Annotated in this window: 11 protein-coding genes; all 11 read right to left on the bottom strand. The window is 67.1% G+C overall.

The annotated features are described in order from the left end of the window. The coding region (locus ACM14_RS18920; protein WP_254662089.1) for a class III extradiol dioxygenase subunit beta at positions 1-498 on the bottom strand (498 nt) is incomplete at its 3' end. Further along, the gene (ligA, locus tag ACM14_RS18915) at positions 498-905 is read right to left on the bottom strand and encodes a protocatechuate 4,5-dioxygenase subunit alpha (RefSeq protein WP_013802391.1); all 408 of its coding nucleotides are present in this window, start codon (positions 903-905) and stop codon (positions 498-500) included. The genes ACM14_RS18920 and ligA, both read right to left, overlap by 1 nt. 68 nt (positions 906-973) lie before the next feature. Next, the gene (locus tag ACM14_RS18910; RefSeq protein ID WP_065346989.1) at positions 974-2,314 is read right to left on the bottom strand and encodes an MFS transporter; all 1,341 of its coding nucleotides are present in this window, start codon (positions 2,312-2,314) and stop codon (positions 974-976) included. Between the two features lie 293 nt (positions 2,315-2,607). Further along, positions 2,608-4,860 carry an aldehyde oxidoreductase molybdenum-binding subunit PaoC gene (paoC, locus tag ACM14_RS18905; protein WP_065346988.1) on the bottom strand — a complete coding sequence of 751 codons (2,253 nt, stop codon included), beginning with the start codon at positions 4,858-4,860 and terminating at the stop codon, positions 2,608-2,610. Positions 4,861-4,864: 4 nt separating this feature from the next. Continuing rightward, positions 4,865-5,815 carry a xanthine dehydrogenase family protein subunit M gene (locus ACM14_RS18900; protein WP_065346987.1) on the bottom strand — a complete coding sequence of 317 codons (951 nt, stop codon included), beginning with the start codon at positions 5,813-5,815 and terminating at the stop codon, positions 4,865-4,867. Further along, positions 5,812-6,456, bottom strand: coding sequence for an aldehyde dehydrogenase iron-sulfur subunit PaoA (gene paoA, locus ACM14_RS18895; RefSeq protein ID WP_043822451.1), 645 nt, complete (start codon positions 6,454-6,456; stop codon positions 5,812-5,814). Before paoA ends, ACM14_RS18900 begins: the two co-directional genes overlap by 4 nt. A gap of 257 nt (positions 6,457-6,713) precedes the next feature. Next, complete coding sequence (locus ACM14_RS18890; protein WP_254662088.1) at positions 6,714-12,242, bottom strand: DNA repair ATPase; 5,529 nt, start codon at positions 12,240-12,242, stop codon at positions 6,714-6,716. 200 nt (positions 12,243-12,442) lie between these two features. Next, a complete protein-coding gene (locus ACM14_RS18885; RefSeq protein WP_012205645.1) occupies positions 12,443-14,518 on the bottom strand; it encodes a hypothetical protein in 2,076 nt (691 codons plus the stop codon). 98 nt (positions 14,519-14,616) lie between these two features. Beyond that, entirely contained in the window at positions 14,617-15,285 is a 669-nt protein-coding gene (locus tag ACM14_RS18880) for a hypothetical protein (protein WP_013802385.1), read from the bottom strand. Positions 15,286-15,359: 74 nt separating this feature from the next. Further along, positions 15,360-16,070: a PspA/IM30 family protein gene (locus tag ACM14_RS18875; RefSeq protein ID WP_065346985.1), complete on the bottom strand. Its 711-nt coding sequence runs from the start codon at positions 16,068-16,070 to the stop codon at positions 15,360-15,362. A 41-nt stretch (positions 16,071-16,111) separates the two neighbouring features. Further along, entirely contained in the window at positions 16,112-16,594 is a 483-nt protein-coding gene (locus ACM14_RS18870; protein WP_254662087.1) for a YjfI family protein, read from the bottom strand. Positions 16,595-16,849 lie beyond the last annotated feature (255 nt).

Here is a 16,849-nt window from a genome sequence, read left to right as displayed (position 1 = left end):
GCGCTGGCCCGACGGCACGGGGTACTGCACCACGTTCACGGCAAACGGAATCACCGGGCAGGGCCAGGCGCCCGTTCGAGCGTCCTGCTGGCCGCACATCAGCGACAGCGGCACGGTCAGGCCGTGGTCCATGTCCATCTTGTTGACGATGGTCAGGTCGAAGTCCTGCTGGATCACCGACTGCGCGATATGGCTGGCAAGCTCGGGATGGCCGATGACCTTGGGTACGGGGCGCGGGCCCCAGCCTTCGTCGGCCGGCTGGTATTCAGCGGCCGTGCCGATGGCAAACGTCGGGATGAAGTCCAGGCTGAACGCGGTCGCGTGGTCGTTGTAGACCAGGAAGATCACGTCGGGCCTGTTGTCCTTGAGCCATTGGCGCGAGTGCTCGAAGCCCTTGAACAGCGGCTGCCAATAGGGGTCGCCCGCCTTGCCCAGGTCCATGGCCGCGCCGATGGCGGGCACATGCGAGGTGTAGACGGATGCGGTGATGCGTGCCATCAGATGCCTTTTTCCTGTCGTTCCTGCTCATGCAGGTAGCGGTTTCCTTCGATGCTGCGTCCGCCGCCCAGCATCATCTGGCGGTAGTCCTCCTCGTTCATGCCGCTCATGGTGGAGACCATGTTCTGCACGCTGACGCCGTCGGTGGCGCCGATCTTCACGAGGAAGTAGATGTTTCCGCCCAGCGCAATGCAGCGGTTCAGGTCGCGGTCCAGCACGGCCTGTCTTTGCTCGGCCGTCATGGCCCATTCGCCCAGGTAGGCGCGCTCGTCAGCCCGAAAGCGCTCGCGGTTCTCGGCCTTCATCAGCGACATGCAGAACTGGTTGAGCCAGTAGCCCTGGCGGGATTGCTCGGCGTCGAAGACCGTGGTTCCCGGTACGTCGAGATAGGGTTTGTCCAATGCCATGGAAGTGTTTCTCCTGCGCTTGAGCGCTTGGGCGCTCGGGCGCGTGCTTACGGATAGGGGTTCAAGGATCAAGCACCAGGCGCTCGCAGCGCGCCATCCCCCGGCGCCAGGGTGCGGCCGGCGCCCGTGGCCCACACGGCCAGCGCAGCGGCAATCAGCGGCAAGGCAAAGACGTAGTACAGCGAGGCAGGCTGCCAGCCACCGTCCAGCAGCAGGCCGGCCATGGTGGGCGCCACGATGGCGCCTATGCGCCCAATGCCTATGGCCCAGCCCATACCGGTGGCGCGCACCTGGGCCGGATAGGTGGCCGGCACCAGCCCGTACAGCCCGGCCATGGAGGCGAACAGGAACACGCCCACGCCCACCGCTGCGGCGAACGCCCAGCCCAGGCTGGCCGAGGCCAGGCCGAACAGCGCGGTGAACAAGGCATTCAGCAGCAGGCTGCCCATGGCCAGATGCCGCAGCTTGGCCTTGACCGCCAGCAGGCCGAACAGGCTGCCGCCGGCAATGCCGCCCAGGTTGAGGAGCACGCCGCCCGTCACGCCCTGCTGTGCCGACAGGCCGGCCTGCACCAGCAGCTTGGGCGTCCAGCTCAGGGAAAAGTAGACGCTGAACATCAGCAGGAAGAAGCCGGCCCAGAGCATGAGCGTGGGGCGCGCCAGGCCGTTCCTGAACAAGGCGGCCACGGTATTGCCCTGCTGGACGTCACCGCCGGCTTGCGCGGGCAACTGCAGCATGGCGGGGTGCCCCATGAGTGCCATCAGGCGGTTGAGCTTTTCCAGCGCACGCGCCGGGCGACGGCCCACCAGGAAATCCACCGACTCCGGCAGGCGCCACAGCACGATGGGCACCATCAGCGCGGTGGCCAGGCCGCCGAACACAAAGACCGAGCGCCAACCATGGTGTGTCAGCAGCCAGGCGGCCATGAGTCCGCCCAGCGTGGCGCCAATCGGATAGCCCGTGGCCTGCAGCGCAATCGCCGTGCTGCGCCATTTGTTCGATGAATACTCAGAGGTGATCACCCCCACGCTGGCCAGCATGCCGCCAATGCCCACGCCCGTCATGGCGCGCAGGGCTGCCAGCTCGACATGGCTGCGCGCTGCCGCAGACAGCAGCATGCCCACGGACACCAGCACCAGGCACAGCACGATGATGGGTTGCCGGCCACGGCGGTCGGCCACGGGCGCCAGGAACAGCGAGCCCAGGGCCATGCCGATCAGACCGGCGCTGAACAGCACGCCCAGCTGCGCCCCGTTGAGCTTCCATTCGGCAGCGACGGCCGAGGCGGTGAAGGCCATCACCAGCACATCGAAGCCGTCCAGCATGATGAGCAGGGTGCAGATGGCCACAGCCAGCCACTGGAACGGCGCCATGGCGCCCTCGTCCATCGTCTTGCGGATATCTTTCATACAAGTCCTTGTCGGAGCAGGTTGTCTCTTTGCCCTGCCAGGCGCTTTGCGCCCAGGCCAGGTTCTTTTGTGGGGAAAACTGGGGGACAGGCTGCGTTCGGAGCGCACAGCGCCGACATTCCCCAGTGCAAAAAGTATCTCCACGCCAGCCTTTCCAGGCCAATGCCGACGGACGCGCAAGCTATGCGTTCTATTGATGGCCGCGTGCAAAAAGGCCGGCCACCCAGAGGTGACCGGCCTTCGTTCATCAAGAATCCTGGGCCTGAGCGGGCTGCCTCAGGTGCAGTCCCCTGTCATGCCAGCCTCCCCAGTCCTGCCAGCAGCTTGTCCAGTGTGATCGGGTAGTCGCGCACCCGCACGCCGGTGGCGTTGTGGATGGCGTTGGCAATGGCTGCGCTCACGCCGCAGATACCCAGCTCGCCCACGCCCTTGGCTTTCATGGGCGAGGCCATGGGATCGACCTCGTCCAGAAAGATCACTTCCTGGTGCGGGATGTCGGCATGCACGGGCACCTCGTAGCCTGCCAGGTCATGGTTGACGAAATAGCCCAGTCGCGTGTCCACGGCCAGCTCTTCCATCAGGGCCGCTCCCACGCCCATGGTCATGGCGCCGATGACCTGGCTGCGGGCCGTCTTGGGATTGAGGATGCGGCCGGCCGCGCAAACGGCCAGCATGCGGCGCACGCGGACCTCGGCGGTGAATGCGTCCACGGCGACCTCCACGAAGTGCGCGCCAAAGGTGGACTGCTGCATCTTCTTGTCCAGTACGCCGAATTCGATGGCATCCTCGGCCGTCAGGTCGGCGTCGCCGGCAGCACTGGCCAGGGCCCGGCGCTTGCCGCCCGCCTGCACATGCCCATCCGAGAATTCGGCCGTCGCCGGGTCCATGCCCAGCTTGCGCGCCACGGCCTCGCGCAGCTTCACGCAGGCGGCATAGACGCCGGAGGTGGCACTGGCCGCGCCCCATTGCCCGCCCGAGCCGGCCGAGACGGGAAAGCCGGAATCGCCCAGCCGCACGCGCACCTGCTGCAGCGGCAGGCCCAGCATCTCGGCCGCCGTCTGGGCAATGATGGTGTAGCTGCCCGTGCCGATGTCGGTCATGTCGGTTTCCACGGTGAGCATGCCCTGCCTGTCCAGGCGCACGCGGGCGGCGGACTTCATGACAGGCGCGCCTCGGTAGGCGCCGGCCATGCCCAGGCCGATCAGCCAGCGCCCTTCGCGTCGTTGGGCCGGCTGGGGATTGCGCTGGCTCCATCCGAAGCGCTCGGCGCCCGTGCGCAGGCACTGCACGAATTCACGGCGGGAAAACGGCTTGTGCTCCTGGCCAGGGGTGCCCTCCTTCGCCTGGGGTTGCGGCTTCTTGCCGCTGTCCGGCACCACCTGGGTGTCGTTGCGGATGCGCAGCTCCACGGGATCGATGCCGAGCTTTTCTGCCAGCTCGTCCATGGCAACCTCCAGTGCCATGTGCCCCGTGGCTTCGCCGGGGGCGCGCATGGCATTGGCCTCGGGCAGGTCCAGCACGGCCAGGCGCGTGGCGGTCATGCGATGGGTGCCGGCATACATGCGGCGGGTCTGGTCCACGGCACCGTCCGCCGATCCTCCGGGCTGGTCGCCCGACCAGCTTTCATGGCCGATGGCGGTGATCCTGCCGTCCTGCCCTGCGGCGATGCGCACACGCTGGATGGTGGCCGGGCGGTGCGTGGTGTTGTTGGCCATCAGCGGGCGCTGCAGTGCGACCTTGACGGGCCGGCCTGCCGCGCGGGCGCCCAATGCGGCCAGCAGGGCATCGGCCCGTAGGAACAGCTTGCCGCCAAAACCGCCGCCGATGAATGGCGAGACCAGGCGCACTTTGTCCTTGGGAATGCCCAGCGTCTTTGCCAGCTCGCCCTGCCCCCAGGCAATCATCTGGTTCGAGGTCCATACCGTGAGCTGGTCGCCCTTCCATGCGGCCAGCGTGGCATGCGGCTCCATCATGGCGTGCGACTGGTCTGGCGTGGTGTATGTGGCGTCCACCTTCACGGCGGCCGAAGCGAAGGCGCCCTCGAAATCGCCAATGGCCGTATCCGGCGCATCGCCATTGATGCTGTCGGGCGGCACGGCGGAGTCCTTGGCCTTGGCCAGGTCATAGGCGCCAGCCACGGGCTCGTAGTCCACACGGACCAATTGCGCGGCAGCGCGCGCCTGCTCGAAGGTCTCCGCCACCACCAGGGCCACGGCCTGGTGGTAGTGGGCCACCTGGGGGCCTGCCAGCAGCGGCGCGGTATTCATCTTGCCCTGGCCCAGCTTGCCAGCGGTCTGTGCGGTGACGATGGCGAGCACGCCGGGCGCGCGGCTTGCCTGCGCCAGCCCGATGCTGCGGATGCGGCCCTTGGCGATGGCCGAGCCCACCACATAGCCATAGGCCGGGTGCTGGACCACGTCATGCCGTTCATAGGCATACGGCGCCGTGCCGGTGGTCTTGAGCAGGCCGTCGATGCGGTTCATCGGCTGGCCGATGATTTTGAGCTGGTCAATGGGGTTGACCGTTGCGGGGGTGTCGAATTTCATAGCGTCAGTTCCTGGCCTGGTCCAGCACCGCGGCGAGCGTGCGCTCCGCCAGCGTGAGTTTGAAGGCGTTGTCGTGCGTGGGCCGGGCGCCTGCCAGCAGGCGGTCGGTGACGGCTTTGGCTCCCTGTGGCATCTGTGCTTCGGCCGCCTCCAGACGCCAGGGCTTGTGCGCCACGCCGCCCAGGGCCACGTGCCCGCTGCCGTCGCGCTGCACGATGGCGGCCACCGACACCAGCGCAAACGCATAGGAAGCGCGGTCACGCACCTTGTGATAGATGTGCGTGCCGCCCGGCGGGGGCGGCAGGGTGACGGAGGTGATCAGTTCGCCGGCCTGCAAGGCCGTCTCTACGTGCGGCGTGCTGCCGGGCAGCCGGTGGAAGTCGGCAATGGGGATGACGCGGGCCTTGCCGTCGGCCTGGACGGTCTCCACCGTGGCATCCAGTGCGCGCAGCGCCACGGCCATGTCGCTTGGGTGGGTGGCAATGCAGGCCTCGCTGCCGCCGATCACCGCATGCTGGCGGCTCACGCCGGCAATGGCCGAACAGCCGCTGCCCGGCACGCGCTTGTTGCACGGCATATTGGTGTCGTAGAAGTACGGGCAGCGGGTGCGCTGCAGCAGATTGCCGCCTGTGGTCGCCATGTTGCGCAACTGGCCCGAGGCGCCGGCCACCAGGGCGCGGGTCAGCACGCCGTAGTCGCGGCGCACGCGCGCATGGGCGGCCAGGTCGCTGTTGCGCACCAATGCGCCAATCCGCAGCCCGCCTTGCGCCGTGGGCTCCACGGTGTCCATGCCGGTGCCGTTCACATCGACCAGATGCACGGGGGTTTCTATCTGCAGCTTCATCAGGTCCAGCAGATTCGTGCCCCCGGCGATGAAGCGGGCGCCCGGCCGGGCCGCCACGGCGGCTGCAGCCTGCGTGGGGGATTGGGCGCGTTCGTAGGTGAAGGCAATCATGTCCGCCCCTCCCCCGCCACTTCGGTGATGGCATCGACGATGTTGGAATATGCCCCGCAGCGGCACAGGTTGCCGCTCATGCGTTCACGCAGTTCATGGGCCGACACCAGGGGCTGGGCCACGATGTCTTCGCTGGCATGGCTGGGCATGCCGCGTTTGATTTCATCGAGCATGCCTACGGCAGAGCAGATCTGCCCCGGCGTGCAGTAGCCGCACTGGAAACCGTCGTGCCGCACGAAGGCGGCCTGCATGGCGTGCGGGGATTGCGGCGTGCCAAGACCTTCGATGGTGGTCACGGCGGCTCCCTGGTTCATCACGGCCAGGCTCAGGCAGGACACCACCCGCCGGCCATTCACCAGCACCGTGCAGGCCCCGCACTGGCCATGGTCGCAGCCTTTCTTGGTGCCGGTCAGGTGCAGATGCTCGCGCAGGGCGTCGAGCAGCGTGGTGCGGGTGTCCAGGTCCAGGCGGTGTTCCTTGCCGTTGACCTGCAGGGTGACGGGCAGTTGAACCCCTTCGGGGATGGAGGGAGGCTGCACTTGCGCGCCGGCCGATCGAGGCACGGCCGTTGCCGCAGCCGTGGAGGCACCTGCGATCAGCAGGTCCCTGCGGGAGACGGAAAGCTGGGGGTTGTGTTCCATGGGGCGTCCATCGTGTTGGCTTGTTCGTGGGGCGTGCACACTGCTGCGAACACGCCACTCCAAGCATCGGTTCGGGACGCGCCCCGGGTTGTAGGTGATGGTCCAACGTCCGGGACATCGGGTTGTCCGATGACGGATCAGCGCATGCAGACGTGCGAGGGCCCCCCGCCCATGCAAAGGCAGCGCCAGCAAGGCGCCCCAGCCTTTGCCGATGTGCCCTGCCCCGGCTTGGCCCCGGCTTTGCCCCAGCGATGGGCCTAGGCCGCAGGCGGCACGTCGCCGCGCTGCATGCGCTCGAAGGCCTTGTCGATTTCCTCGGAGCGTATGGCGCCAGCAGCCGGCACGGGGCGGCCCGCGCGCTGGGCGTCGATCTGCTCCTGCATGCGCGTGGCCACCTGCATCAGCACGCGGTGCAGGCCCAGCTGCTGGCGGCGGGCCTGGTCCAGGTGCGTGACCACGGGCTCCAGGGACTGGGCCAGCGACCGGGTCAGCAGTTGGCCCATCATGTGGACCAGGGCCTGACGGTCCTGGGCGGCCTGTACCTCCGAAGGGGTGCTGGCCTGGGTGCCGACGGGCTCGCTGGCCGCCCTTTGCGCCATCAGCTCGCGTATGCCGTGCAGCGAATCGCCTGCCGCGCTTTGGGTTTGCAGCAGCCGCGCCAGCAGAGCCTGAAGCGCCTGTAGCGTCTGGGATTGGTCAGCGTCCCTGGCGGCGGCCTGCGCGGCCGCTGCCGATGCGTGGGCCTGGCCGGCGGCGTCTTCCTGCACCGCCTGCTGCTGGGACTGGGACACCGACTGGGCCACCTCGCGCGTGGCGGCGACCAGATCGACCAACTGCGCCGTCACGCGCGTGGCAGCGTCGGCATTGGCACCGCCTGCGGCCTGGCGGCGCAGGAACTGCTGGCGTATCTGCTGCCAGCGGGCGCTGTCCTCGTCGCTCATCTGCCCGCGCAGCTCGGCGAGCTTGAGCAGGTTCTCCTCGGCGCCCGTGGTCAGCATCTGCGCTTCGCCCTGGTAGTGGTCGGCCAGCATCTGCTGCATTTCCTGGTCGTTCATCACGGGCGTGATCTTCTCGGCCAGCTTGTTCATGTTGCGGTAGCTGCCCTGCAGCCGGAAGGCCGGCTCGGTGCGGTAGCCGTCGTCCTGCGCGGCGCTCTGGATGTACTGCTGGTTGACCTTGAACACCAGCTCGCGCACCTGCACCATGCGGGCCAGCACGGCCTCGATCTCGCGCAGCTCGGCCGATGAATAGTCGTGCGACAGCGCATTGCCCGAGACCTCCCGGCCCTGCGCCTTGTCCAGCAGCAGGTACAGGTCCTGCAGGCTGCGCGTGGCCATCGGCGCCAGCACGGCGTTCGAGGTCATGCTGTTTTCGATATAGCTGAGCTTGAACACCTCCTGCATTCCGCCCAGCACGTCGCCCAGGTTGTAGATGTCGGCACGGTTGGCCAGCATGTCGGGGATCTTGAAGACCTCGCCCGACTCGGTGTACGGGTTGCCCGACATCACCACGCAAAAGCGCTTGCCGCGCATGTCGTGGGTACGGGTCTGGCCCTTCCATACGCCCTCGATGCGGCGCGTGCCGTCCGACAGCGAGATGAATTTCTGCAGGAACTCGGGGTGCGTGTGCTGTATGTCGTCGATGTACAGCATCACGTTGTTGGCCATCTCCAGCGCCAGGTTGAGCTTTTCCAGCTCCTTGGCCGCCGTGGCGTCCGGCGCCTGGGCCGGGTCCAGCGAGCGTACGGAGTGGCCCAGCGCCGGGCCGTTGATCTTCATGAAGATCAGGCCCAGCCGGTTGGCCACGTACTCCATCAGCGTGGTCTTGCCGTAGCCGGGTGGCGAGATCATCATCAGCAGGCCCATCTGGTCGGTGCGCTTGTTCTCGCCGGCCACGCCGATCTGCTTGGCCAGGTTGTCGCCGATCACGGGCAGGTAGATCTCGTTGATGAGCCGGTTGCGCACGAACGACGACAGCGGCCGGGCCTTGAATTCCTCCACCCGCACGCGCGAGCGCCAGTCCTGCAGCAGCTGCTGGCGCAGCGCCTGGTAGCGGCCGAATTCGGGAACAAAGGTTCGGAAATGGCGCGCGGCGCGCTGGCCCAGGTCGTCGATCTGCAGCCACATGCGGCCGTCCGCAATGCGCGGATGCTGGCCCAGCAGGCCCGGCACTTCGTGGCGCAGGTCCACGCTGCTGACCTTGCAGGGCAACTGGCCGGCACAGCACAGCCAGGCGGCGGCCTCGCCGCAGTAGGCCAGCCAGGCCTGCCCTTGCCCGTCGTCCAGCGCGCGGCAGGCGGTCTGCAGCCAGTGCAGCGCGCTGCGCCAGCGCTGGTCCAGCGGCGCCACGGCCTTGTCGCGCCGGTCCTCGCCCTGCCAGTAGGCCTGCATTTCTTCCCAGCGCTGCAGCGGCTGGGCCTGCTGCTGCACGGCAGCCTGCAGCGCGGCAATGGCCGACTGGCTGTAGCTGGAGAAGGAAAAGCGCACGGCCTTTTGCGCCAGCTCGGCCTGCAGGTAGTCGGCGGCGCCGTGGATCAGGCTGTCGATATCGCTGTCTGCGGGCGCCGCCTGTCCTGGCAGCAGGTCGCGCAGCAGGCCCCGCTCTTCGGCATAGGCGCGCAGGCGCTCGGAGATGTCGGTGCGCAGGCTCAGCTGTTCGGCCTCGCTGCCGAATATCTGCTGCATGGCCTGGGCCTGCTGGGCGCGCAGCGGCCACTGCGCCATGGCGGCAGCCAGCTGCGGCTGCTGCACCTGGGCCTGTGCGCTCCAGAACAGCAGGGCCAGCGCACGGGCGTCGGGCGCAAAGCGCAGCACGCCGGCGGCATCGCGCAGGGGCAGCAGCACCTGCAGGATGCGGGCCGCATCATGGTCATGGATGCCGCGCTCATAGCCTTCGCGGTAGCGCGGCGCGGAGAACTCGCGGATGGCCTGGGTCAGCGCCGCCTCGTCGGGCAGCAACTGGGCCAGCCGGGCCTCGCTCCAACCGTCACGGCGCTGGCGCGCGGCCAGCACCACTTCCAGGGCCAGGTATTCGCCCCGGTAGAACTGCGGCGATTCGGCCGGCGTGGAGGCATCCCAGTAGGCCTGCAGGGCGGCCAGCTCCGGGTTGTCCATGGGCTCGAAATACTCGGTGCCGACCAGGTGCAGGAACAGTTCGCCGTTGCGCGGCAGCAGGGTCAGGTCCAGCTCCTGGTTGCCCACGCTGAAGCGGTGGCGGCCCAGGCGGATGATGGCGCCGTCGCCTTCGTACAGCTCGGTGCGGTCCTGCAGCGCGCGAAACGCCTGGTCGCGCAGGTTCTTGACGCGGCCGTCGATGTCGTCGGCCTTGACCGGGTCATGCAGTTGCTCGCGCAGGCGCTGGGCCAGTTCCTTGAGCTTGCCGATCAGCGGATCGCCCGCAAAAAAGGCATGCAGCGCGTCGGCGCTGGCGAGTTTTTCGGTGCGCTTGGGCAGGCTTTGCACGATGCGCAGGGCCGCGTCCAGCACGCCTTGCGCCTTGCGCTGGCGCTCGTCCTGCAGCGACTGGCGGCGCGCCTCGAAGCTTTCCAGCACCTCCTCGCGCTTGGCCATGATGTCGCCGAGGAACTGCTCGTGCTCGCCGAAGCGGCTTTCGATTTCCTCCAGCTGCACCAGCAGGCGCGCCAGCTGCTCGTCGCATTTCTCGGGCGTCTGCGCCAGGCCCAGGGCGCTGACGATGCTTTGCGAGAACAGCGCCAGCTGGGCGGCGAACTGGGCCACGTTCTCGGCGCCGCCCAGGCCCGACCGGCGCTGCTCGGCGCGTGCACGCACCTGGTTCAGGCGCGCGTAGACGGCCGAGATGCGATCCACCACCTGGGTGCGCTGCGTGGCGTCGTCGATGGACAGGCTGCCCATGAGCTCGGACAGCATGTCCAGCGCGGCCGCCATGTCGGCCATGCGCGCCAGCGGCTCGTTGATCTGCGCCACCGTGGCTGCCGCCTGCGCGGCCTGGTCCAGTGCCTGCAGCTGGTCGGCATAGGGCTGCATGGCCTCGTCGGTGGCAATGAAGGCGGCCGTGCGCTGGGAGACTTCGGCCTGGGCCTCGTTGACGCCCTGCACCATGGTGTCGATGGCGGCCTGGTCCACATAGCGCAGGTCGCGCGTGGCCATGAGCTGGCCGCGCAACTGGCCCAGCTGGGTGAGCGCGTCCACGTACTCGCCAATGCTTTTCCAGTCGGCCAGCCGCAGTGTCTTGAGCAACTGGCCGTGGCGGCTGGAAACCTCGCCCATGGCCTTGGCCGAGGCGTTGCGGATGCTCTCGACCTTTTCGTACTCGTCGATGACCGCATCACCCGTGGCGACAATGCCCAGCAGGGTCTCGTGCACGCCCTTGAGCTGCGGCGCGCCCAGCCAGTGGTAGCGCTCGAACAGGCGGCGCGCGGCGTCGATCAGGCGCTCGTAGCGCGGCAGCGAGACCTCGGTGGCCGCGATTTCCTTGCGCACGCTGTACAGGTCGGAGATGCCGCTGACCAGTTCGGCATTGCCGATGCGGCCCAGGAAGCTGTCGCGCTGCGGCTGGCGTGCCGCATAGTCGTCCGAGGCGAAGGGCGTGCGCCAGACCTGCATGGGGTGCACGCGCGAGGCCTCGTTGCTCTCGGCCGCGAAGATGACGACGCGCCCGTCGTCCATGCGCGCATAGCCGTGGCCGATGATGGGTGGCTGCAGCGCGCGCTCGATCAGGTTGTACTTGAACAGCGCCATGCGCCCGCTCTCGGGCTCGTAGAACACGTAGAGCACATCCTCGCCGTTGGGCGAGCGGATGCTGCGCCGGTAGCGCATGCCCTGCATGTTCTGCTCGAACGAGCGGTTCTCGCCGCTTTGCAGGTAGTAGCCGCCGGGGAAGATGATGCCGTGGTCCTGCGGCAGCTGGATGCAGGCCGCGCCGATGGCGTCCATGCGCAGCACCTGGCGCGACAGGGTGTTGAAGATCAGGTAGCGCCACTGCTCTTCGCGGTAGGGCAGGATCTTCAGCAGGATCAGGCTGCCGACGGCGGCGTACTCGAACACGGCGTCGTCCAGCGACTGGTTCTTCTCCTGCACGGGCTCGCGGTAGATGCCCAGGCCGTCGTTGGTGTTGTTCTCGACCTTGATGGTCAGGTCGCCGCCCAGCGTCTCGACGAAGACCTTGTCCAGGATGTTGATGTGCGGATGGCGTCCCTGCACCAGCTGCTCGCGCCCGGCGCGCTGCCACTCGAAGTCATGCGGTGCGGGCAGCTCGATGTCGCGCTCGCCCCGGTTGTCTATGTAGCGGATGGGCTGGCCATCGACGGGCACGGACCAGCGGAATACGCGCACATCGGACAGGCGCTCGCCGATCTGGAAGCTCGCCAGCAGCTTGCCGTCGCGCACGGCCAGCTGCATCAGCCGGGTGTTCTTGTAGTAGGCGTACAGCTCCTGGAAGTCCTGCACGAAGCTCTGTATGCCCAGAAAGCTGTCCTTGAGATCGACCGGCGTGACCTCGTAGCCCTGCTCTCCCTCGTGCAGGCGGTACAGCACGAACACGTCTTCCACGCGCGTGGACTGCTTCAGGCCCATGAAGACGTTGTAGCCAAACAGCAGATAGCCGCCGACCTGGGCGATGTCGCGGCCCAGGCAGTTGTTTTCGGTGCGCACGCGCATGCGCCCGATGACTTCCATCTGGCTGCGGCCGAATTCCTCCAGCCGCTCCTCGTTGAGCTGGCGTGCCAGCGTCTCCAGCGCCTGCCCCTGGCCGTCAAGGCGCTTGGCCAGCACTTCGTAGGAGCCGCCGCTGGCGACTGCCTGGTCCACGGCAGAGGCTGCGGTGTCGGGGGACGGGGACTGTGAAGACGATGGGGACGGTTGGGACATGGGCGTCACGGGCTTTCGCGTGTCAGGGACCATTCACGCCCTCCCCGGCCAGCTGACTGGTTGGCAGGCAGGGGGGCGGAGGAAGGCGGATGCGGGAGGCTGGGCAGCCGGTGGAGGGAGCGGCCGGGCGGCCGCCCCCTTCAGTCGACCCTCTGCGTGGGCGGCAGGCCCTTGCCGTCACCCAGCGCATTCAGCAGCGATGCGCCGCCCTTGCCGCTGAGGAACTTGCTGATCAGGTCCTGCACGATGGGGCTCTTGCCCGCCACGCCTTCCACGGCCTTGCCCACGGACAGCGCCTTGGCGAAGTTGTCGAAGAAGGCGCCCTCGCCACCCACGATGTCGATGTTGGCCTTGCTGAGCGCGGCCGACAGCACCTCGGACTGGTCCTTGGCCACGCTCTTGTTGGCTTCGATGGCGGCCAGCGCCTGCTCGAAGTTCTTCTCCAGCTGCATGCGGAACTCCTCATGCGAGCGCGCCTGGTCGGACAGCGAGGCCAGCGCGGTGAACTTCTCGGTCAGGCCCTTGGCCTCGGCGAAGAGCTTGTCGCGCAGCACATCGGCCTCGGACATGCCCACGTCGCGCGTGACCGTGGCCTTGGTGGCGCCCACCTGGGCCTCGCCGCGCGCCTGGGCCAGCAGGCGCTCTTCCAGCACCTTGGCATCGGCCAGGCCCTGTTTTTCGTTGGCATCGGCCGTGGCCTCGATGACGCGCGCCTCGGCCAGGCCCTTTTCCTGATGGCCCTTGGCTTCGGCCATCAGCTTCTCGGCAATCACGCGGGCCTGGGCCAGGCCTTCCTTTTCCAGGGCGGCGGCGGTGACTTCGCGCACCTTGGCATCGGCCAGGCCGGGCGCGGCGCGCTCGACCTCGATGGCCTCGGCCAGCTTCTTCTTGGCTTCGGCGGTCTTGCTGGCCGCTTCCAGCTCGGCCTGGGCCATGGTCGTGACTTCCACGGCCTTGTGGCGCGAGGAAGCCTCTTCGGCCTCGGCCTTCTTGACCTGGCGCACCATGTCTTCCTCGGCCTGGGCCTGGGCGGTCAGCACGGTGACCTGCTTCATGCGCTCGGCCTCGGAGACCACGCGCACTTCCTTGATGCGTTCCTCTTCCTGGGCCACGGACTTTTCCACCACCACGCGCTCGCGCACCACGTTGGCGATGTTGGCCTTCTCGACCTCGATGGCCTTTTCCTTCTCGATGCGCTGCAGCTCCACCTCACGCTGGCGGGCCACGATCTCCAGCTCCTTGGCGCGCGTGACCTTCTCGACCTCGATCACCACGGCACGCTCACGGTTTTGCTGGGCCACGGCCACTTCGCGCTGGCGGTTTTCCTCGCGGATGTCGAGCTGCTCCTGGGTCTGGATGCGCGCCTGCTCGGCCTTCAGGCGCTCTTCTTCCTGCACCTTCTGGGTTTCGGCCTGCTCGCGCGCCTGGATGGTGGCGATCTCGCGCTTTTGGCGCGCCTCGGCATCGGCCTGCTGGCGCTCCAGCGCCAGCATGGCTTCCTTGGTCTCCACGTTCTTCTTGGTGATGGCCAGGTCGGAGTTGCGCTCGAGCTCGTTGGTGACGATGTTCTGGTTGGCCGTCAGCTCGGTGATCTTGCGGATGCCCTCGGCATCCAGAATGTTGTTGGGGTCCAGCGAGGACTTGGGCGTCTGCTCCAGGTAGTCGATGGCCACGTCCTCCAGCACATAGCCGTTGAGGTCGTTGCCGATGACATGGATGATCTGGTCGCGGAAATCCTGGCGGTTCTCGAACAGCTTGACGAACTCGATCTGCTTGCCCACGGTCTTGAGCGCCTCGGAGAACTTGGCGTTGAACAGCTCGTTGACGGCCGTCTTGTCCGAGGCCCGGTCCACGCCGATGGCCTTGGCCACCTTGAGCACGTCCTCTGCCGTTTCATTGACGCGCAGGTAGAAGGCCACGGTGATGTCGGCGCGCATGTTGTCGCGGCAGATCAGGCCTTCCTTGCCGCGCCGGTCGATCTCCAGCGTCAGCAGCGAGATCTGCATGAACTCCTTCTTGTGGATCACCGGCAGCACCAGGCCGCCCGTGAACTTGACCTTGGGCTGCGACGTGGTGTCGTTGATGATCAGCGCCGTGCCCTGCGGAACCTTGATGTAGAAGGCCTTGACCAGGGCGAACAGCCCGAGGATGACGACGAAGACGGAACCGATCACCACCCCGGCGACGATATACCACTCCATGTTGCTCATGTTCATGCGAATCTCCCCTGTGAATTGCTATCTGTGAAAACGCTGAAAAAACGGAAAGGCCGCGCCCGCCGAACGGACGCTCGGGCCTTGTGGGAATCCCGGAACTAGCGCGGCAGCTCGGTGCCGTCGAACTCGGCCTTGCTGACCACGCGCCAGGCGTTGTGCTCGGGCAGGTGCTCGATGAGCACGATCTCGGTGCCCCGGCCCAGTGCGCGCTCGGGCGAGCGCATCTGCACGTTCAGGCCCGCGCCGCCGTCCTCGACACTGCCGTAGCCCTGCGTGCCGTCCACCACGGCGCTGCGCACCAGGCCGGTTCGGCCCAGCAGCACCTTGGGCTCCTCTGCAGGCGCCACCTTGTTGACGATGCCCCGCAGCGGGCGCAGCAGCAGCACGGTGGCGGCAAAGCCCAGCACCATGGCTGCCGCAGCCACCAGGGAGCCGGTCAGCAGGTTCACCAGGGTCCAGCCCTGGGGCATGGGCACGAAATGGCACAGCACATACGAGGCCAGCCAGGACATCAGGAACAGCGCGGTGAGGATGACCGTGAGCGGAATGCCGCCCAGGCCCACCTTGAGCAGCAGCCCGGCCAGCGCGCTGACCGAATGCTCCACGCCGTGCGCATGGTCGCTGCCGTCGAACAGCACCCAGTGGTCCAGCGAGTCCACCTCCAGCAGGCCCAGCATGGCGATCAGCCAGTACAGCAGCATGAACAGCAGCAAGGCGCCAAAGATGAAAGTCGGAAAGCCAAACGCGTATTGCAGGAACGCAGACATGTTTCTCCCCTCCCCTCAAATCCGGCAGCCGAGGCGGCAGGCCTGGCAGTGCCTGCCTGGACAACGGCCGCGCATCAAGCGCTTTTTCCGCCAGTTGCGGCGCGCTGCGCCTTCAGGCGTTCCAGCACCGATTGCGCATTGCCCGCCTGGGGCGTGATGCCGGCAGCGCGCAGCTTGGCATCCAGCGCATCTTCGCTGCTGTCGCGCGCCAGCTCGGCCGCGCTTTCCATGCGCGCACCGCGCTCGGCCTGCTTTTGCTTGATGCGCTCCAGAGAATCCAGCGCGCTTTGCACGCGCGTCTGCGAGCCTGCGTAGCGGCCGGCCACCGTGGCCTGGGCGCGCTGCACGCTTTCCGTGGCCTTGACCGTGTCGGCCTGCTGCTTGAGGCGCTTGATATGCGTTTGCGCCGTCTGTATGGCCACGCGCAACTGCTCCACGCTTTGCGTGTAGGCGTGCAGCTGGGATTGCTCCTCGTCGCGCTGGGTCTCCAGCACGGAGACCTTGCCGGCCACTTCCAGCGCCAGCGCCTCGTCGCTGGTGTCCAGCGCCTTGACGGCATAGCCCTCGTACTCGGCAATGCGTTCCTGGGTCTGCTTGAGCTTGCCGGCCGCCAGCTTCTGCTTGGCCATGATGTCGGCCAGCGCTTCCTTGGACTTGTTCAGGTCGCTGTCGGCATCGCGGATTTCCTGGTCCAGGATGCGCAGGGCCTGGCTGTCGGTCACCGCCTCGCCGGCCTCGTGGGCGGCGCCGCGCAACGCTGTCACCAGCTTGTTCCAGATGGTCATGATGATCTCCTAGGGGCTCAGTGTCTTCAACGGGCGGGGCGTCAGGCCTGCGCGGATGCGGGTGCGGACGCGGGTGCGGGCACAGGCGTCAGGTAGTGGGCCAGCGCCTCGGTGGCCTGGATGACGCTGTCGGCCAGGGTCAGGATCTCGGCAATGATGTCGCCCTCGCTGCTGCTGGCGTGCAGGGCGGCGAACATCACATAGCCCTCGCCGCCGTGGGCCTGGGGTTCCAGCGCCATCGTGGTGAAGGGAAACAGTTTTTGCAGACGCAGCATTTGCTCGTTGAGACCGGCGCGGTCGTGCACCTGGTCGGCGGGCCACAGGAAGGCCTCCACCACCAATTGGTCGCCCGAGAGCGCCACATGCACCGGCAGATCGCCGAATTCGGGCAGGCTGACCAGCAAACTTGCGTCTGCGCCTTCCAGCACCTCGATATGGAGCCGGCCGCCTTGCACCAGTGCCGATTGCTGCAGATCGCCCGCCAAGGCGTGAATATCCCGATATGCCTGTCTGCTGTTGTCCATGCCGCCCTCCTTGTGGATGAGAACCATTGATTCCGGTTGCAATCCCGGCACGCGCATTTGCTTTTCCAATTGCTGCAATGCCGCGCCGTACTCTGGAAGAATCCAGACCTCCTTTTTCACCAGCCCCTGTTCGCGCAGCCGTTGCCGGTGCAGGCGCTGGTAATGGGCTGATGTCTTTTGTTCCATGCGGATACCATAGCGACCATTACATGTGATGTCTACATGTAATGGTGATCAATTTGTAAACGGATATGT

Origin of the sequence: Delftia sp. JD2 (genome assembly GCF_001682645.1) — a bacterium.
Classification (GTDB): Bacteria; Pseudomonadota; Gammaproteobacteria; order Burkholderiales; family Burkholderiaceae_C; genus Comamonas; species Comamonas acidovorans.
Note: the sequence above shows the minus strand (reverse complement) of the source record. Positions and strands in the feature narration are given on the sequence as shown.

Excerpts from the sequence above, each read along its gene's own strand:
- ligA (WP_013802391.1), bottom strand. The coding sequence starts at position 905 with ATGGCATTGGACAAACCCTATCTCGACGTACCGGGAACCACGGTCTTC.
- ACM14_RS18910 (WP_065346989.1), bottom strand. The coding sequence starts at position 2,314 with ATGAAAGATATCCGCAAGACGATGGACGAGGGCGCCATGGCGCCGTTC.
- paoC (WP_065346988.1), bottom strand. The coding sequence starts at position 4,860 with ATGAAATTCGACACCCCCGCAACGGTCAACCCCATTGACCAGCTCAAA.
- ACM14_RS18900 (WP_065346987.1), bottom strand. The coding sequence starts at position 5,815 with ATGATTGCCTTCACCTACGAACGCGCCCAATCCCCCACGCAGGCTGCA.
- paoA (WP_043822451.1), bottom strand. The coding sequence starts at position 6,456 with ATGGAACACAACCCCCAGCTTTCCGTCTCCCGCAGGGACCTGCTGATC.
- ACM14_RS18885 (WP_012205645.1), bottom strand. The coding sequence starts at position 14,518 with ATGAACATGAGCAACATGGAGTGGTATATCGTCGCCGGGGTGGTGATC.
- ACM14_RS18880 (WP_013802385.1), bottom strand. The coding sequence starts at position 15,285 with ATGTCTGCGTTCCTGCAATACGCGTTTGGCTTTCCGACTTTCATCTTT.
- ACM14_RS18875 (WP_065346985.1), bottom strand. The coding sequence starts at position 16,070 with ATGACCATCTGGAACAAGCTGGTGACAGCGTTGCGCGGCGCCGCCCAC.
- ACM14_RS18870 (WP_254662087.1), bottom strand. The coding sequence starts at position 16,594 with ATGGACAACAGCAGACAGGCATATCGGGATATTCACGCCTTGGCGGGC.